Origin of the sequence: Amycolatopsis kentuckyensis, from assembly GCF_002155975.1 — a bacterium.
Lineage (GTDB): Bacteria > Actinomycetota > Actinomycetes > Mycobacteriales > Pseudonocardiaceae > Amycolatopsis > Amycolatopsis kentuckyensis.
This window is the reverse complement of sequence record NZ_MUMI01000192.1, coordinates 1-15,163: the sequence shown is the minus strand read 5'-3', so window position 1 is coordinate 15,163 and position 15,163 is coordinate 1. Positions and strand designations below refer to the sequence as shown.

Sequence of the window (15,163 nt, the reverse complement as noted above, 5' to 3'; positions counted from 1 at the left end):
CGGACTCCGGTGGCGGCCCTTGGCGTGTCACGGCTCCAATGCGAAGTGCGGCAGACGCCGATCCAGCCACCGCGGCAGCCACCAGGCTTTCGCCCCGAGCAGGCGCATGATCGCCGGGACGACCAGGCAGCGGATCACCAGTGCGTCCAGCAGGACCGCGACCGCCAGGCCGAGGCCGAACTGGGCCAGCATCCGGGACGGGTCGAGCAGGAACGCGCCGAACACCAGCACCATGATCGCGCCGGCCGCGGTGATCACCGCGCCCGTCGAGGCGAGGCCTTCGCGCACCGCCAGCTGCGCGTCGCCGGTGCGCCGCCACTCCTCGTGCATCCGGGACACCAGGAACACCTCGTAGTCCATCGACAGCCCGAAGACGATCGCGAAGATCATCACCGGTACGAACGCCTCGATCGGGCCGGGCTGCGCGCCGAACCAGCCGTCGCCGAACACCAGCGTCATCACGCCGAGGGAGGCGCCGATGCTCAGCAGGTTCAGCAGCGCCGCCTTGAGCGGGATCAGGATCGACCGGAACACGACCATGAGCAGCAACGCGGACAACCCGACGACGACCAGCACGAACAGCGGCAGCCGCTCCGCCACGGCGCCGGCGAAGTCCGTCGCCGCCGCGACCGAGCCGCCGACGAGGTAGTGGCCCGGCAGTGTCGGGAGGACGTCGGTCCGCAGCCGCGTCACCAGCTCGGCGGTCGCCTCGTCCTGCGGTGACGTCGTCGGGAAGACCAGGACCGTCCGGCCCATCGGCGGCAGGGCGCGGGCGATCCCCGGGGTGGACGCGAGTTTCTGCTGCAACGCGCCGGTGTCACCGTCCTCGGCGACGATCGCGAGCGGTCCGGTGAATCCCGGGCCGAAACCCTCGGCCAGCAGGTCGTAGGCCTTCCGCGTGGTGGAGCCGGCCGGGTCGGTGCTCGCGTCGGCGAACCCGAGCCGCATGCCCGCGGCCGGAATGGACAGTCCGATGAGGACGATCAAGCCGATGGCCAGCGGAGCCAGCGGACGGCGTTGGACGCTGTCGGCGAGCCGTCGCCACGCCTTGCCGTGCTCCTTCCGAAGAGCGTGCCGGCGGATCCCGCGTTCGAGCCGCTTGCCGAACAGCGACAGCAGCGCGGGCAGGAGCGTAACGGACGCGAGCATCGTCATCAGCACGGTGAGCGCGACGGACAGCGCGACCCCGCGCAGCCCGCCGAGCCCGAGCGCGAGGAGGCCGAGCAGCGCGATGATCACGGTCGTGCCGGCGAACAGCACCGAGCGGCCGGCGGTGTCGAGGGCGCGGCGGGCGGCCGCGTCGCGGTCGTGACCGGCGAGGATTTCCGTGCGGTAGCGGGAAAAGATCAGCAAGGCGTAGTCGACGCCGACACCGAACCCGACCAGCATCATCAGCGGCGCGGTGTAGCTCGCGATGTCGACGAAGCGCGAGACGACCGTGATCACGCCCAGCGTGCTGCCGACGGCGAACACCGCGGTGATCACCGGCAGCCCGGCCGCGAGCAGCGAGCGGAACAGGAACACGAGGATGACCAGCGCGGCGAGCAAGCCGACGCCCTCCGCCGGGCCGCCGCTTTCGGAGATCCGCTCGATCGGGTCCCCGGCGAGCGCGACCTCGACCGGGCCGGTCCGCTTCGCGGTGTCGGCGAACTTGACGATGTCGTCGTAGGGGAGGTCGGTCGAAGCCGCGTCGAAGGTGACGGTGGCGTAGCCGATCCGCCCGTCGGGCGAGAGCGTTTCCAGCGGCTCGGTCACCGACCGCACGTGCGGCAGGGACCGGACTTCGGCCAGCATGGTGTCGATCGGCGCGCGGTTCGCGGCGAGCCCGCCGTCGGCCTTCAGCACGATCTGCGCGCTCGCGCCGGATTGGGCCGTGTTGTCGAGCAGGTCCACGACCTGCTGGGATTCGGTGCCGGGCAACGAGTTGTCGTCGTGGAAGGCGCTGCCGGCCAGCTGCGAGGTGAACGTGACGCCGATGAGGACGAGCGCCCAGAGCGCGACGGCGAGCCACCGGTGGCGCTGCGCCCAGCCGGCCAGCCGCGCCAGGCCGCCCCCGGTGGTACGAGTGATGGTGTCCATGGTGGACAAGGATTCGCGAGAAGGGCCCTACCGCGCGTCGCGCAGCGGAGGACACTTCGCGTGCTCCCGGCGGTGTCCCCTAAGGCCGGTCCCGTACACCCGGGGGAGTACGGGTCAGGGCGCCAGCCACCGCGGCGTCACCGCGCCGGACTCGTAGGCGAGGACGACCAGCTGCGCCCGGTCGTGCGTGCCGGTCTTGGTCATGATGCGGCTGACGTGCGTCTTCGCCGTCGCCGGGCTGAGCGTGAGCTCGCGCGCGATCTCGTCGTTCGACAGCCCGGCCGCGACCAGGGACAGCACTTCGCGCTCCCGGTCGGTGAGCCGGTCCAGGGCCGGGGACGCCGCCGGGCGGGTGCCGCGCGCGGCGAACTCCGCGATCAGCCGCCGGGTGATCGACGGCGCCAGCAGCGCGTCGCCGCGGGCGACCACGCGCACGGCGTGGATCAGCTCCTCGGGCTCGGTGTCCTTGACCAGGAACCCGCTCGCGCCCGCCCGCAGCGCGCCGTAGACGTCTTCGTCGAGGTCGAACGTCGTGAGGATGACGACCTTGGTCCGCACGGCCGGGTCCGCGAGGAGGTGCCGGGTGGCGGCGAGGCCGTCGAGCACCGGCATCCGGATGTCCATCAGCACGACGTCGGGGTGGTGCTCGTGCGCGGCCTGCAGCGCCTCGCGCCCGTCCGCGGCCTCGGCCACGACCGAGATGTCGTCCTCGCCGTCCAAAATGGACCGGAAGCCGGCGCGGACGAGCCGCTGGTCGTCGACGAGCAGGACCCGGATCATCGGCCCATCATCGCACCGGCAGCCGGGCGTGCACGCGGTAACCGCCGTCTTCGCGCGGCGCCGCGGTCAGCTCGCCGCCGAGGGCCCGCGCGCGTTCGGCCATCCCGCGGATGCCGTTGCCCGCCGGCGCCGCACCGCCGCGGCCGTCGTCGTCGACCTGGACGGACAGCTCGTCGGCGCCGTAGCCGAGCCGGACGACGACGGTCTCCGCGCCGGCGTGCTTGGCGACGTTCGTCAGCGCCTCCTGCACCACCCGGAACGCGGCGTGCTCGACGTCCGGCGGCAGGTCACGGGCGACGCCGTCGATCTCGGTGCGCACGGTCAGCCCGGAGGCGCCGACGGATTCGGCCAGCTCCGCGATCCGCTGGAGGCTGGGCCCGCCGGTCCGGCGGAGCATGCCGAGCGTCGTGCGCAACTCCTGGAGTGCGGTCTTGCTGGCGTCCTTGATGGCCGCGAGCGCTTCCTCGGCCTGCCCGGGATCACGGCGGTGCAGCGCGGCGCCGGCCTGGACGTTGATCAGCGCGAGGTGGTGGCCGAGGACGTCGTGCAGCTCGCGGGCGATGCGCAGGCGTTCGTCGGTGGCGCGCGCCCGGGCCTCGGCCTCCTTGGTCCGCTCGGCCTCGGCCCGGTAGTGCGCGACGGCGCCGCCGGCGACCAGGGCCACGAACCACCCGGTCATCAGGAAGAAGGCGAAGTTGTCGACGTGCCGCCCGGTCCGCGAGCTGATTTCGCCGGCGGTGACCCCGGCCATCGCGGCGACGACGAGCAGCGCGGCCCCGCGGATCCGCCCGGCCGCGGCGGCGTTGTAGAGGGCGTAGGCGAAAGCGAGCAGGACGAGGCCGTCCGGGTCGGTGAGGGGGTAGTAGAGGGCGCAGCAGACGAGCGTGCACCCGGCGACGGTCAGGGGGTACCGCCGCCGGAAGAAGAGGGCGGCGCAGGCGAGGACGGTGAGCGTCCAGCCGACCGCGGCGTGGCGCGCGGGTTCGGGCCGGTCCCACAGCACGGCGAACAGCGAGCCGGCGAGCACCGTCACGGTGACCGCGAGCTCCACGGCGAACCGGCGCAACCAGGACATGCAGAGGAGTCTAGGGATACGGGGCACCGGTTTCCGGCTGTGACGAAACCGCCACTCATGCGGGAATCCGTCACCCCGTAGGTACAGTGCATGAAGTTGCATGATGCGTACTAAGTACACACTGGGGGTGTGGTGGTGACCAGTTCCGGCCGGGCGATCGTCGTGGTGCTCGCCTCGTGCGGGCTCGTCGCGTCGTTCATGCAGACGCTGGTCGTGCCGCTGATCCCGGTCTTCCCGCGGTTGCTGCACGTCCCGGCGGCCGACGCGTCCTGGGTGGTCACCGTGACGCTGCTGGCCGCGTCCGTCGTCACGCCGGTGAGCGGGCGGCTCGGCGACCTCTACGGCAAACGGCGGATGATCCTGGTCAGCCTCGGGCTGCTCATCGCCGGTTCGGTCGTGTCGGCGACGACCAGCGCGCTCGGGTTCCAGATCCTCGGCCGGGGGCTGCAGGGCTGCGCGATGGGCGTGATCCCGCTCGGCATCAGCATCATGCGCGACGAACTGCCGCCCGAACGCGTCGGCGGCGCGATCTCGCTGATGAGCGCGACGCTCGGGGTCGGTGGCGCCATCGGGCTGCCGGTCGCGGCCGTGGTGGCCGAGAACGCCGACTGGCACGTGCTCTTCTGGACCGCCGCCGGGCTCGGGCTGGCCTGCGCGCTGCTGATCCTCACCGTCGTGCCCGAGTCGCCGCTGCGGACGCCCGCGCCGTTCGACTACTTCGGCGCGTTCGGGCTGGCCGCCGGGTTGCTCTGCCTGCTGCTGCCGGTGGTCAAGGGCGGTACCTGGGGCTGGACCAGCGTGCGGACGCTCGGGTTGGCCGCGGCCGCCGTCGTCGTCCTGCTCGGCTGGGGCGCCTACCAGCTGCGCCGCCGGGATCCACTGGTCGACCTGCGGGTGTCCGCGCGCCGCCCGGTGCTGTTCACGAACCTCGCGTCGATCATGGTCGGCTTCGCCTTGTACGCCATGGCGTTGTCGTTCCCGCAGCTGCTGCAGGCGCCGGCGTCGACCGGCTACGGGCTGGGCCAGACGATGGTCGAATCCGGCCTCACCCTGGCCCCGAACGGCCTGGTGATGATGCTGCTCTCGCCGGTTTCCGCGCGGCTCATCGCCCGGTTCGGCCCGCGCCCGACGCTGATGAGCGGTGCGCTGGTGATCGCCGCCGGGTACGCGTTCGCGATCGTGCTGATGGACAACGCGCTCGAGCTGATCACGGCGTCGGTGATCATCGGGGCGGGTGTCGGCATCGCGTACGCGGCGATGCCCGCGCTGATCATGGGGTCGGTGCCGGTCACCGAAACGGCGTCGGCGAACGGCCTGAACTCCCTGATGCGCTCGGTCGGCACGGCGATCTCCAGCGCGGTGATGGCGGCGATGCTGGCCCAGCTGACGATCACCGTCGGCGGCCTGCCGGTGCCGTCCCTGTTCGGCTTCCGCGCGACGTTCGCGGTGGCCGCGTCCGCCGCGCTGGCGGGTGCGCTGCTCGCGGCGCTGGTCCCGCGGACGCGGACCGCGCCAGAGCTGGTCGCCGCCTAGTTCTTGCGTGCCACCAGGGCCAGACCACCGCATTCGGCGGGGTCGGGCGGCATTTCCGCGGGGTTGTCCGGCCGCCACTCGGGGATGAACACGATGCCCGGGTCGACGATCTCGAAGCCGTCGACCAAGGCCCGGAGCTCGTCGGCCGAGCGCGGCGTCACCGGGTTCGCGCTCTTCTGGTACATCGCGACGGCGCGGGCCGTGCCGTCGCTCTGCTGCTCGTACGTGGCGGACGACAGGGCGAGGTAGCTGCCGGGCGCGAGCGCGTCGCGGTAGGCGGCGATCAGCCCGGCCGGGTCACGCTCGTCCGGGATGAAGTGCACGAACAGTGCCATCACCACCATCACCGGCTGGTCCAGGTCCAGCATCATCTCGGTGACCTCGTGCTCGAGGACGTCGTCGGGGAACTCGGCGTCGGCGTGCACCATGGCCGCGTTGTCGTTGTCCTCCAGGACGATCTCGCTGTGCGCGACGGCGACCGGCTCGTTGTCGACGTAGACGACCCGAGCCCGGGAGTCGACGGCCTGGGCCACTTCGTGCACGTGCCCGACGGTCGGCATGCCGGACCCGATGTCGAGGAACTGCCGGATGCCCTGGTCCATCCCGAACCGGATGGCCCGGCGCAGCCACTGCCGGTTGAGCCGCGCCCGCTCGCGCGCGTTCGGCTGCGCGGCCAGCACCTGCTCGGCGAACATCCGGTCGACGGCGTAGTTGAGCTGCCCGCCGAGGATGTAGTCGTACACGCGCGCGGCGTTGGGCTTGTCGAGGTCGATGCCCCGCCGCGCGTGCTCGTCTTCGCTCATCGCCGCTCTCCCCGCAGTCAGGTGTGCCCGCGAGAATAGCCGGGCACCCCGGTCAGCCCGCGAGGTGACCGGTGTCGTTGACCGGCAGGCCGAAGAGGCGCGCGGTGGGTGGCCTCGGGTGTACAGCCGGCGCATCAGTTCTTGCGGGCCACCAGGGCCAGCTGGCTGGCGTGCTCCGGGTGCTCGCCCACCTCGGCGGGGTCGTCCGGCCGCCACTCCGGCGTGAACACGATCCCCGGCGGCAGGATCTCGAAGCCGTCCACCAGCGCGCGCAGCTCGTCCTTCGACCGCGGGACGACGTCCGTGCCGCTCTTCCGGTAGAGCTCGGCCGCGCGGAGGACCTGCTCGCCCTGTCCTTCGAACGTGCCCGACGACAGCGCCAGGTAGCTACCCGGGGCGAGTGCGTCGCGGTAGGCCGCGATCAGGCCGGCCGGGTTCCGCGAGTCCGGGACGAAGTGGATGAACGCCGCCATGACGACCATCACCGGCTCGGTGAAGTCCAGCAGCCGCCCGGTCGTCGGGTGCTCGAGGACGTCGGCCGGGACCTCCGCGTCGGCCTGCACCATCTCCGCGTTGGCGTTGTCCTGCAGGACGATCTCGCTGTGGGCGATGGCGATCGGCTCGTTGTCGACGTAGACCACCCGCGACTCGGGGTCGATCGACTGGACGACCTCGTGCACGTGCCCGACCGTCGGCATGCCCGAGCCGATGTCCAGGAACTGGCGGATGCCCTGCTCGGCGCCGAACCGCACCGCGCGGCGCAGCCACCGCCGGTTGAGCACGGCCAGTTCCCTGGACTCCGGCCGCACCCGGAGGACCCGCTCGGCGAACTCCCGGTCGATCGCGTAGTTGAGCTTGCCGCCGATCAGGTAGTCGTACACACGCGCCGCGTTCGGCTTGTCGACGTCGATGCCGCGCGGCGCGTGCTCGTCGACCATCAGCGCTCCTTGCGGGCCACCAGCGCGAGGCCGCCCGACTGCTCCGGCGGGTCCTCGAGCGGCCCGTCCGGCCGCCATTCGGGCGTGAACACGATCCCCGGCGGCAGGATCTCGAAGCCCTTCACCAGCGCCTGCAGTTCGTCGGGCGAACGCAGCGTCAGGGGCGTGCCGCTCTTCTCGTACAGCGCGACCGAGCGCTGGGACTCCTCGCCCTGCCCCTCCCAGGTGCCCGACGACAGCGCGAGGTAGCTGCCCGGCGCGAGGACGTCGCGGTAGGTGCCGATCAGCCCGGCGGGGTCCCGCGAGTCCGGGATGAAGTGGATGAACGCCGCCATGATCACCATCACCGGCTCGCTGAAGTCCAGCAGCTCCTCGGTGACCGGGTGCTCCAGCACCTCGTCCGGGTGCTCGGCGTCGGCCTGGACCATGGCGGCGTTCTCGTTGCCCTCCAGCACGATCTCGCTGTGCGCGACGGCGATCGGCTCGTTGTCGACGTAGACCACCCGCGACTTCGGGTCGATCGACTGGACGACCTCGTGCACGTGCCCGACCGTCGGCATGCCCGAGCCGATGTCCAGGAACTGCCGGATGCCCTGCTCGGCCGCGAACCGCGCCGCGCGGCGCAGCCACGCCCGGTTGGTCAGCGCCATGTGCTTGGCGTTCGGCAGCACACCCAGGATCCGGTCGGCGAACATCCGGTCGACGGCGTAGTTCAGCTCGCCGCCGATCATGTAGTCGTACACGCGCGCCGCGTTCGGTCTGTCGAGGTCGATGCCCCGCTTCGCGTGTTCGTCGTCGCTCATCCGCCGCTCCCGGGTCGAAGGTGTGACGGGAGAATAGTCCGGTTCTACAGCAGCGGCGGCACCGCGGCGTCGATGAGGTGCGGACCGGGCTCGGCGAAGGCGCGCTGGAGCTGTTCGGCGAGCTCTTCGGCGGTGGTCGCCCGCGTCGCGGGCACGCCCATGCCCTCCGCGATCTTCACGAAGTCCATGTCCGGCCGGGAAAGATCGAGCAGGTCGTTCGCCTTCGGGCCGCCCGAGGCCGCGCCGACGCGCTGCAGCTCCAGCCGCAGGATCGCGTACGCGCGGTTGTTGAGCAGCACCGTCGTGACGTTCAGGTTCTCCCGCGCCTGCGTCCACAGCGCCGAAATCGTGTACAGCGCACTGCCGTCGGACTGCAGGTTCAGCACCGGCCGGTCCGGCGCCGCGACGGCCGCGCCGGTCGCCACCGGCATGCCGTAGCCGATCGCGCCGCCGGTCAGCGTCAGGACGTCGTGGCGCGGCGCGCCGGCCGTCGCCATCGGCAGCATCAGGCCGGACGTGTTGGCCTCGTCGGCGATGATCGCGTTGTCCGGCAGCAGCGCCCCGATCACCTCGACCCAGTTCTGCGGGGTCAGCGGCCCGCTCGGCAGGGCCGGCCGTGCTTCCGGAGCGAGCACGGGCTCGGTGTCCGCGGCGACCAGCCCGGCGACCTCGTTCAGCGCCCGCGTGACGTCCTGCCCGACCGACGCAAGCGTGTGCACCTGGGCGCCTTCGGGCACCAGGTCGCTCGCCTTGCCCGGGTAGGCGAAGAACGACACCGGCGCCTTCGTGCCCGCGACGACGACGTGCTTGATCCCGTCGAGCTGGTAGGCGACCTGCTCGGCGAGGTAGCCGAGCCGTTCGATCGACGGCAGCCCGGCGCCGCGCTCCAGGCGCGCCGGGAACGTTTCGACGAACACCTTGGCGCCGGTCGCGGCACCGATGCGGCTGGCGGCGCGCAGGCCTTCCTCGCGGCACGCGCTCCCGCCGACGAGCAGCGCCACCGGCTCCCCGGTGCCGAACACCGCGGCGACGTCCTTGACGGTCGTGGCGTCCACGGCCTGCGGAACGCGCGGCGGGATCGGCGCGCAGGTCTCGCCGCCCTCGCCCCAGGACGCGTCCGCGGGCAGGATCAGCGTGGCGACCCGGCCGGGCGCGTCCTGCGCGGCGGCGACCGCGGCGGCGGCGTCCGCCCCGACGTCCTTGGTGTGCTCCGAGCGGCGCACCCAGCCTTCCAGAGAGCCCGCGACGGCCTCGATGTCCGACTCCAGCGGCGCGTCGTACTGCTTGTGGTAGGTCGCGTGGTCGCCGACGACGTTGACGATCGGCGTGTGCGCGCGCCGCGCGTTGTGCAGGTTCGCCAGGCCGTTGCCCAGGCCGGGGCCCAGGTGCAGCAGCGTCGCGGCGGGCTTGTCGGCGATCCGCGCGTACCCGTCGGCGGCACCGGTGACGACGCCTTCGAACAGCGCGAGCACGCCCCGCATCTCGGGGACGCTGTCGAGCGCGGCGACGAAGTGCATCTCCGACGTGCCGGGGTTGGCGAAGCACACCTCGACACCGGCGTCGACCAGCGTGCGGATCAGGGACTGGGCGCCGTTCAGCTCACTCATGCGGTTCCTTCGGGGAAGAGAACGCCGGGGTTGAGGATCCCGGCGGGGTCGAAGCTCTGCTTGATCCGGCGCATCAGCTCGATCTTCGCCGGGTCTTCGAGTTCGGCGTGGTAGTGCGCCTTGGTGCGGCCGAGGCCGTGCTCGCCGGAGATCGCGCCGCCGAGGTCCATGGCGTGGGCGAAGATGTCGGTGAGCAGCTGCTTCCGCTTGGGCGCGTCCTTGCAGAAGATGGCGAGGTGGACGTTGCCGTCGCCGGCGTGCCCGCAGCCGAGCGCGCCGCCACCCGCGGCCATCGCCAGCTCACGCGCTTTGGTGATGAACTGCGGCATCGCGGTCCGCGGCACGACGACGTCGATGACGTCGTCGGCGCCGGCCGCCTTCGCGGTCCAGAAGGCCTTCTCGCGGGCTTCGATGAGCTTGCGGGCGGAGTTGCCTTCGAGGACGTAGACGTCGGTGGCGCCCAGCTCGCCGAGCAGCTCGCCGACGGTTTCGACGTCCTCCGCCAGGCGGCCGCTCTCGCGGTTTTCCAGCGCCACCACGAGGTACGCCTCGCTGGTTTCGCGGATCTTGTCCGGGACACCCAGTTCGAGCTTCTCGTTGTAGACGATCGCCGCCATCGTCAGGTTGTCGATGTACTCGAGGATGTGCGGCGCGAGCCCGCTGGAGACGATCGCCGGGACGGCCGCCATCACCTGGCCGAAGTCGCCGAAGGGGGCGAGCACCGTGGCGCCGTGGGCCAGCCGCGGGTACAGCTTGACGGTGATTTCGGTGGCCAGCGCGAGAGTGCCCTCGGAGCCGATGATCAGCTGCGTGAGGTCGTAGCCGGTGGAGATCTTCGACGTCTTGCCGCCGGTCCGGATGATCTCGCCGGTCGGCAGCACGGCCTGCAGCCCGAGCACGTTGTTGCGGGTGACGCCGTACTTGACGGCGCGCATCCCGCCGGCGTTGGTCCCGACGTTCCCGCCGACGCTCGCGCTGAGCTCACCGGGGTAGACGGTGTAGCCGAGCCCGGCTTCGGCGGTCTTGACGTCGAGTTCGGCGAGGGTCACGCCGGGCTGGACGACGGCGACGTGGTTGCCGGTGTCGACTTCGAGGACGGCGTTCATCCGCTCGAAGGAGATCAGCAGCCCGTCCGCCTTGGGCCGGGCCGCCCCGGACAGCCCGCTGCCGGAGCCGCGGGCCGTCACGGGGACGTTGTACTCCGAAGCCGCTTTCAGCAGCTCCGCGACTTCTTCGGCCGTTGCCGGCTTCGCGACGTACGCAGGCTTCTGCGATTCCGTCGTCAGCGCTTCGTCGTGCGCGTAGTCCTCCGAGATCGCCTCGCCCGTCAGCAGGTTCCCGTCGCCGACGATCTCGGCCAGGCGTGCCGCCACGTCGCCCATCGACAGTTTCTCCTCCGCGCCGTCGCTGTGGTTACCGCAGCGTAGTACGTACCGGCGGTACGCCGCCATGAAGGATTTTCACGTTCTTGCGCGGAGGAGCTCCGGTGGTCAGTCCGCCGTGGTCAGCGCGTCCTGGAGGAGGGTCAGTGCCTGCTTCGCGACGACGTTGAACAGCCCCATGGTGGTGTCCGGCCGGGCGAACACGACCAGCAGGATGGGGCCCTGCACGGGGAAGACGCAGACGTGGCCGAGCGAGCCCTGGAACATCGCGCCCCGGGCCTCGCCGAGACCGGCCTGCCCGACGAACCTCGTGGCCAGTCCGACCGCGGCGGCGGACATGGCCGCCACGCTGTCGTCTTCGATCTCCCGGGTGTCGCTGGCCAGCAGCAGGCCGTCCCGGCTGGCCACCAGGAGCCCGGTGATGTTGGCCCGGTCGACCTTGTCGCGGATCTCGTCGAGGGCCTTGGCCGTGGCCTTGGCTTCGGGATGGGCCTCCCGGATCCCTTGCGGGACGGGGAAAGCGGGGGTCGCGCCGAGCTTGCGCGTGGGCAGCGGCACCGGGGCGCCGGGTACTTCGGCCGGCATCCCCGTCACACGACCAGCTCGGTTTCGATGTTCTTCAGGTAGTGCCGCGCCAGCGCGAGGTTGGCCCGCTCCCGGTCGAGGACGAGGTACAGGAACAGCGCGGAGTCGTGCTTGGCCGGCTTCAGCAGGCGGATCAGGTGGTACTGGCGGCCGAGGGTGATGAGGATGTCCTCGATGTCGTCGTTGAGCCGCAGCGCGGAGATCACGCGCAGCTTCGACCGGACGACCTCGGTGTTGCCCGCGGCCGCGGTGTCGAGGTCCAGCCAGTCGCCGCCGCCCAGCGTCCCGAGCGCCATCCCGCTTTCGTAGTCGACCAGGGCGGCGCCCACCGCACCGGAGATGGAAAGGGCTTCCTTCAACGCCGTTTCGATGTTCATGTGGCTCGTCTCTCCTTGTCCTGACGCCCCCGACGCGCCGACCCCAGTGGTCAGGTTCGATCACCCTAGGGTTGCCTGACGCGGCAGCATATCCCCGAACGGAGTAATCGAGCTGCTCTGTTCGCGCTACCAGTGCACGCAGAGTAGAGCTCGTGGATTTAGCTGAGACTAAATCCCTGGTGGGTGACGGTGCCGGCGGCGAAGCTTCCGGCATGACCTCGACGTACACCTTCGAAGACGGCCTTTCCGTGCACCGCTTGGGTTTCGGCGCGATGCGGCTCACCGAGTGGGACCACGTGAAGGACGGCGCCGCTGCCGTCGCGCGCCGCGCGGCCGACCTCGGCGTGACGTTCTTCGACACCGCCGACGCGTACGACCTCGGCCTGAACGAGAAACTGCTCGCCGACGCGCTCCACCCGTACCCGGGGCTGCTCGTCGCGACGAAGTGCGGGCACGCCCGCCCGAGCCGCGGCGAGTGGGTCCCGCTCGGCCGGCCCGAATACCTCCGGCAGCAGGCGGAACTTTCGTTGCGGCGGCTGCGCGTCGACTGCCTGGACCTGTTGCAGCTGCACCGGATCGATCCGCAGGTGCCGCTCGCCGACCAGATCGGTGCGCTCGCCCGGCTGCGGGACGAGGGCAAGGTCGCCCGGATCGGGCTGTCCGAAGTCACCGTCGCGCAGTTGACCGAGGCACAGGCGATCGCGCCGATCGCGAGCGTCCAGAACCGCTACAACCTGACCGACCGCGCGTCCGAGGACGTGCTCGACCACTGCGAGCGCGCGGGAATCGCCTTCGTCCCGTGGCTCCCGATCGCCCGAGGTGACCACGCCGCGGCGGGCGGTGTGCTGGGCAAGGTCGCGGCCGAGGCCGGCGCGACCCCCGCCCAGGTGTCCCTGGCCTGGCTGCTGCGCCGGTCGCCGGTGGTGATCCCGATCCCGGGGACGTCCTCGATCGCGCACCTGGAAGAAAACTGCGCCGCGGCCGAGGTGACGCTCTCCGACGAGGACTTCGCGCGGCTGGGCTGAACCCGCCCGGCCGCGGGACATCCGCGGCCGGGCCGGGGTTCAGGCGCGCGCGAACGAGAGCGTCTCGCCCTCGACCCCCCGCAGCCACAGGTCCTGCGCGGCCGCCGCCATCTCGGCCAGGCCCTCCTCGATCGTGGCGAACACGTTGCCGGGCACCCAGCCCGCGTCGCCGTTGATCAGCAGGTTGTTGCGGCCGTAGAAGATCGCCAGGTCGGTCGCGCCCTGGTCGCTGTGCGCTTCGCTGTCTTCGTCGTAGCCGTACGCCGGGTTGCCGATTTCCCAAGCCTCGAAACCGAAGTACACGACGTCGCCGGGAATCGGCGTGATCGTCGGGTTCTCCCGGCCCGGCTTGGGTTCCGCGAACGGCGGCACGAGTGTGTAGACCTCGTTGCGCGCGTACTTCGCGTGGTAGGCGGATCCGCTCTGCGGCAACGCGTCCCAGACCGCCTTGCAGGTCCGCGGGGCCTCGTCGTCGAGCAGCCGGGCGCGGCAGGAGACGCCGCGCTTGTCGAGGGTGATCGTGATGTACCGGGCCATGCTCAGCTCCCCGTGACGGAGGCGACGACGTCGCCCCAGATGCGCAGCGCGTCGTCGACCTGCTCGGCGTTGACGACGAGCGGCGGCACCATGCGGACGACGTTCATGTACGGCCCGCAGGTGAGCAGCAGCAGCCCGTTCTTCGCCGCCGTCTGCTGGGCGGCGGCCGCGGTGGCGGCGTCCGGCTCGCCGTCGGCGGTGGTGAACTCCGAGCCGACCAGCAGCCCGAGCCCGCGCACCTCGCCGATCGACGGCGTCTTGTCCGCGATCACCCGCGCGCCTTCCAGGAGCTGGCGGCCGCGCTCGGCGGCGTTCTCGACCAGGTTCTCCTGCTGGATGACTTCGAGCGTCGCGATCGCCGCGGCGCACGAAACGGCGTTGCCGCCGTACGTCCCGCCCTGCGAGCCCGGGAACGCCTTCGCCATCAGCTCCTGCGAAGCGGCGATGCCGGACAGCGGGAAGCCGCTCGCCAGGCCCTTCGCGATGAGGACGATGTCGGGGGAGACGTCGAAGTGGTCGTGGCCCCAGAACTTCCCGGTGCGGCCGAAGCCGGTCTGGATCTCGTCGACGACGAGCAGGATGCCGTGCCGGTCGGCGCGTTCGCGGAGGCCGGCCATGAACTCGCTGTTCGCCGGGACGTACCCGCCCTCGCCCAGGACCGGCTCGACGAACATCGCGGCGGTCTCGTTCGGCGCGCTGACCGTCTGGAACAGGTAGTCCAGCTCGCGCAACGCGAACTTCGTCGCCGTCTGCTCGTCCCAGCCGTAGTGGTAGGCGTACGGGAACGGCGCGATGTGCACGCCCGCCATCAGCGGGCCGATGCCGGCGCTGAACCGCGTCCCGGACGTCGTCATGCTCGCGGCGGCGACGGTCCGGCCGTGGAAGCCGCCCTGGAAGACGATGACGTTCGGGCGTTTCGTGGCCTGCCGCGAAAGCCGCAACGCCGCTTCGACGGCTTCGCTGCCGGAGTTCGCGTAGAAGAGCGAGTCGAGTCCGCGCGGCAGGACACCGCCGAGGCGCTCGGTCAGCTCGAGGAGCGGCTTGTGCATGACCGTCGTGTACTGGCCGTGGACGAGCTTGCCGATCTGCTCCTGCGCGGCCCGCACGACGTGGGGGTGGCAGTGCCCGGTGCTCGTGACGCCGATGCCGGCGGTGAAGTCGAGGTGGCGTTTGCCCTCGACGTCGTAGAGGTAAACCCCTTCACCGTGGTCGACCACGACGGGCGTTGCCTGCTTGAGCAGCGGAGAGAGCTGGGCCACAGCGTGCTCCTCGATCGGTCTGAGCGGGTTGTCGATTGTTGACAATATCCATAGCATGGCCCTGGGGACAACACGTGAGGAGCAAGTCGGGATGAGCGCGAGCACCGAGTCCGGCGTCGTCGAGGCGGTCGGCAAGGAACTGTTCATCGGCGGCAAGTGGGTCGCCGCCCAGGACGGGAAGACCTTCCCGGTGGTCGACCCGGCCACCGGCAAGGAGCTGTGCCAGGTCGCCGACGCCTCGCCGTCGGACGGCCTCGCGGCCCTGGACGCCGCCGTCGCGGCGCAGGCCGATTTCGCGAAGATGGCGCCCCGCGAGCGCGGCGAGATCCTGCGCCGGGCCTACGAGCTGCTGATGCAGCGCCAGGAAGAACTGGCGCTGC

General features: G+C 71.3%; 15 protein-coding genes. 3 read left to right on the top strand and 12 right to left on the bottom strand.

Annotated elements, in window-relative coordinates; translation table 11 throughout:
- Nucleotides 1–27 precede the first annotated feature (27 nt).
- The 3 genes from CCN39_RS19485 to CCN39_RS19475 form a co-directional block, all read right to left on the bottom strand.
- Complete coding sequence (locus CCN39_RS19485) at nucleotides 28–2,079, bottom strand: MMPL family transporter (protein WP_086843967.1); 2,052 nt, start codon at nucleotides 2,077–2,079, stop codon at nucleotides 28–30.
- Nucleotides 2,080–2,193: 114 nt separating this feature from the next.
- Nucleotides 2,194–2,859, bottom strand: coding sequence for a response regulator (locus tag CCN39_RS19480; protein ID WP_086843964.1), 666 nt, complete (start codon nucleotides 2,857–2,859; stop codon nucleotides 2,194–2,196).
- A 7-nt stretch (nucleotides 2,860–2,866) separates the two neighbouring features.
- Nucleotides 2,867–3,934 carry a sensor histidine kinase gene (locus tag CCN39_RS19475; protein WP_086843962.1) on the bottom strand — a complete coding sequence of 356 codons (1,068 nt, stop codon included), beginning with the start codon at nucleotides 3,932–3,934 and terminating at the stop codon, nucleotides 2,867–2,869.
- Nucleotides 3,935–4,069: 135 nt separating this feature from the next.
- Between CCN39_RS19475 and CCN39_RS19470 the strand changes: the two genes are divergently transcribed.
- A complete protein-coding gene (locus tag CCN39_RS19470) occupies nucleotides 4,070–5,467 on the top strand; it encodes an MFS transporter (protein WP_434781115.1) in 1,398 nt (465 codons plus the stop codon).
- Here CCN39_RS19470 and CCN39_RS19465 read toward each other — a convergent pair.
- From CCN39_RS19465 to CCN39_RS19435, 7 genes are all read right to left on the bottom strand, one after another.
- Entirely contained in the window at nucleotides 5,464–6,270 is an 807-nt protein-coding gene (locus CCN39_RS19465; RefSeq protein WP_086843957.1) for an SAM-dependent methyltransferase, read from the bottom strand. The two genes, CCN39_RS19470 and CCN39_RS19465, sit on opposite strands and share 4 nt — an antisense overlap.
- Before the next feature lie 134 nt (nucleotides 6,271–6,404).
- On the bottom strand, nucleotides 6,405–7,208 hold the full coding sequence (locus tag CCN39_RS19460; protein WP_086843955.1) for an SAM-dependent methyltransferase: 804 nt from the start codon (nucleotides 7,206–7,208) through the stop codon (nucleotides 6,405–6,407).
- The gene (locus tag CCN39_RS19455) at nucleotides 7,208–8,011 is read right to left on the bottom strand and encodes an SAM-dependent methyltransferase (RefSeq protein WP_086843953.1); all 804 of its coding nucleotides are present in this window, start codon (nucleotides 8,009–8,011) and stop codon (nucleotides 7,208–7,210) included. The genes CCN39_RS19460 and CCN39_RS19455 overlap by 1 nt, the downstream gene beginning before the upstream one ends.
- Before the next feature lie 44 nt (nucleotides 8,012–8,055).
- Nucleotides 8,056–9,618 carry an acetolactate synthase large subunit gene (locus CCN39_RS19450; protein ID WP_086843951.1) on the bottom strand — a complete coding sequence of 521 codons (1,563 nt, stop codon included), beginning with the start codon at nucleotides 9,616–9,618 and terminating at the stop codon, nucleotides 8,056–8,058.
- Nucleotides 9,615–11,000 carry an FAD-binding oxidoreductase gene (locus tag CCN39_RS19445; RefSeq protein ID WP_086843949.1) on the bottom strand — a complete coding sequence of 462 codons (1,386 nt, stop codon included), beginning with the start codon at nucleotides 10,998–11,000 and terminating at the stop codon, nucleotides 9,615–9,617. Before CCN39_RS19445 ends, CCN39_RS19450 begins: the two co-directional genes overlap by 4 nt.
- Nucleotides 11,001–11,108: 108 nt before the next feature.
- Nucleotides 11,109–11,585: a roadblock/LC7 domain-containing protein gene (locus CCN39_RS19440; RefSeq protein WP_086843948.1), complete on the bottom strand. Its 477-nt coding sequence runs from the start codon at nucleotides 11,583–11,585 to the stop codon at nucleotides 11,109–11,111.
- Between the two features lie 5 nt (nucleotides 11,586–11,590).
- Complete coding sequence (locus tag CCN39_RS19435; protein ID WP_086843946.1) at nucleotides 11,591–11,962, bottom strand: hypothetical protein; 372 nt, start codon at nucleotides 11,960–11,962, stop codon at nucleotides 11,591–11,593.
- Between the two features lie 212 nt (nucleotides 11,963–12,174).
- On the opposite strand from CCN39_RS19435, the gene CCN39_RS19430 reads away from it, so the two are divergent.
- Nucleotides 12,175–12,987: an aldo/keto reductase gene (locus tag CCN39_RS19430; RefSeq protein ID WP_086843984.1), complete on the top strand. Its 813-nt coding sequence runs from the start codon at nucleotides 12,175–12,177 to the stop codon at nucleotides 12,985–12,987.
- 39 nt (nucleotides 12,988–13,026) lie between these two features.
- On the opposite strand, the gene CCN39_RS19425 is transcribed toward CCN39_RS19430, so the two are convergent.
- The gene (locus CCN39_RS19425; protein ID WP_013229621.1) at nucleotides 13,027–13,524 is read right to left on the bottom strand and encodes a DUF3830 family protein; all 498 of its coding nucleotides are present in this window, start codon (nucleotides 13,522–13,524) and stop codon (nucleotides 13,027–13,029) included.
- A gap of 2 nt (nucleotides 13,525–13,526) precedes the next feature.
- On the bottom strand, nucleotides 13,527–14,783 hold the full coding sequence (locus tag CCN39_RS19420; protein WP_086843945.1) for an aspartate aminotransferase family protein: 1,257 nt from the start codon (nucleotides 14,781–14,783) through the stop codon (nucleotides 13,527–13,529).
- Nucleotides 14,784–14,874: 91 nt separating this feature from the next.
- Here CCN39_RS19420 and CCN39_RS19415 point away from each other — a divergent pair.
- The coding region (locus CCN39_RS19415; RefSeq protein ID WP_143264081.1) for an aldehyde dehydrogenase family protein at nucleotides 14,875–15,163 on the top strand (289 nt) is incomplete at its 3' end.

Bases quoted from the DNA above. Each gene is read 5' to 3' on its own strand.
- CCN39_RS19425 (WP_013229621.1), bottom strand. From the start codon at position 13,524: ATGGCCCGGTACATCACGATCACCCTCGACAAGCGCGGCGTCTCCTGC.
- CCN39_RS19485 (WP_086843967.1), bottom strand. From the start codon at position 2,079: ATGGACACCATCACTCGTACCACCGGGGGCGGCCTGGCGCGGCTGGCC.
- CCN39_RS19465 (WP_086843957.1), bottom strand. From the start codon at position 6,270: ATGAGCGAAGACGAGCACGCGCGGCGGGGCATCGACCTCGACAAGCCC.
- CCN39_RS19450 (WP_086843951.1), bottom strand. From the start codon at position 9,618: ATGAGTGAGCTGAACGGCGCCCAGTCCCTGATCCGCACGCTGGTCGAC.
- CCN39_RS19480 (WP_086843964.1), bottom strand. From the start codon at position 2,859: ATGATCCGGGTCCTGCTCGTCGACGACCAGCGGCTCGTCCGCGCCGGC.
- CCN39_RS19475 (WP_086843962.1), bottom strand. From the start codon at position 3,934: ATGTCCTGGTTGCGCCGGTTCGCCGTGGAGCTCGCGGTCACCGTGACG.
- CCN39_RS19445 (WP_086843949.1), bottom strand. From the start codon at position 11,000: ATGGGCGACGTGGCGGCACGCCTGGCCGAGATCGTCGGCGACGGGAAC.
- CCN39_RS19455 (WP_086843953.1), bottom strand. From the start codon at position 8,011: ATGAGCGACGACGAACACGCGAAGCGGGGCATCGACCTCGACAGACCG.
- CCN39_RS19430 (WP_086843984.1), top strand. From the start codon at position 12,175: ATGACCTCGACGTACACCTTCGAAGACGGCCTTTCCGTGCACCGCTTG.
- CCN39_RS19435 (WP_086843946.1), bottom strand. From the start codon at position 11,962: ATGAACATCGAAACGGCGTTGAAGGAAGCCCTTTCCATCTCCGGTGCG.
- CCN39_RS19460 (WP_086843955.1), bottom strand. From the start codon at position 7,208: ATGGTCGACGAGCACGCGCCGCGCGGCATCGACGTCGACAAGCCGAAC.
- CCN39_RS19440 (WP_086843948.1), bottom strand. From the start codon at position 11,585: ATGCCGGCCGAAGTACCCGGCGCCCCGGTGCCGCTGCCCACGCGCAAG.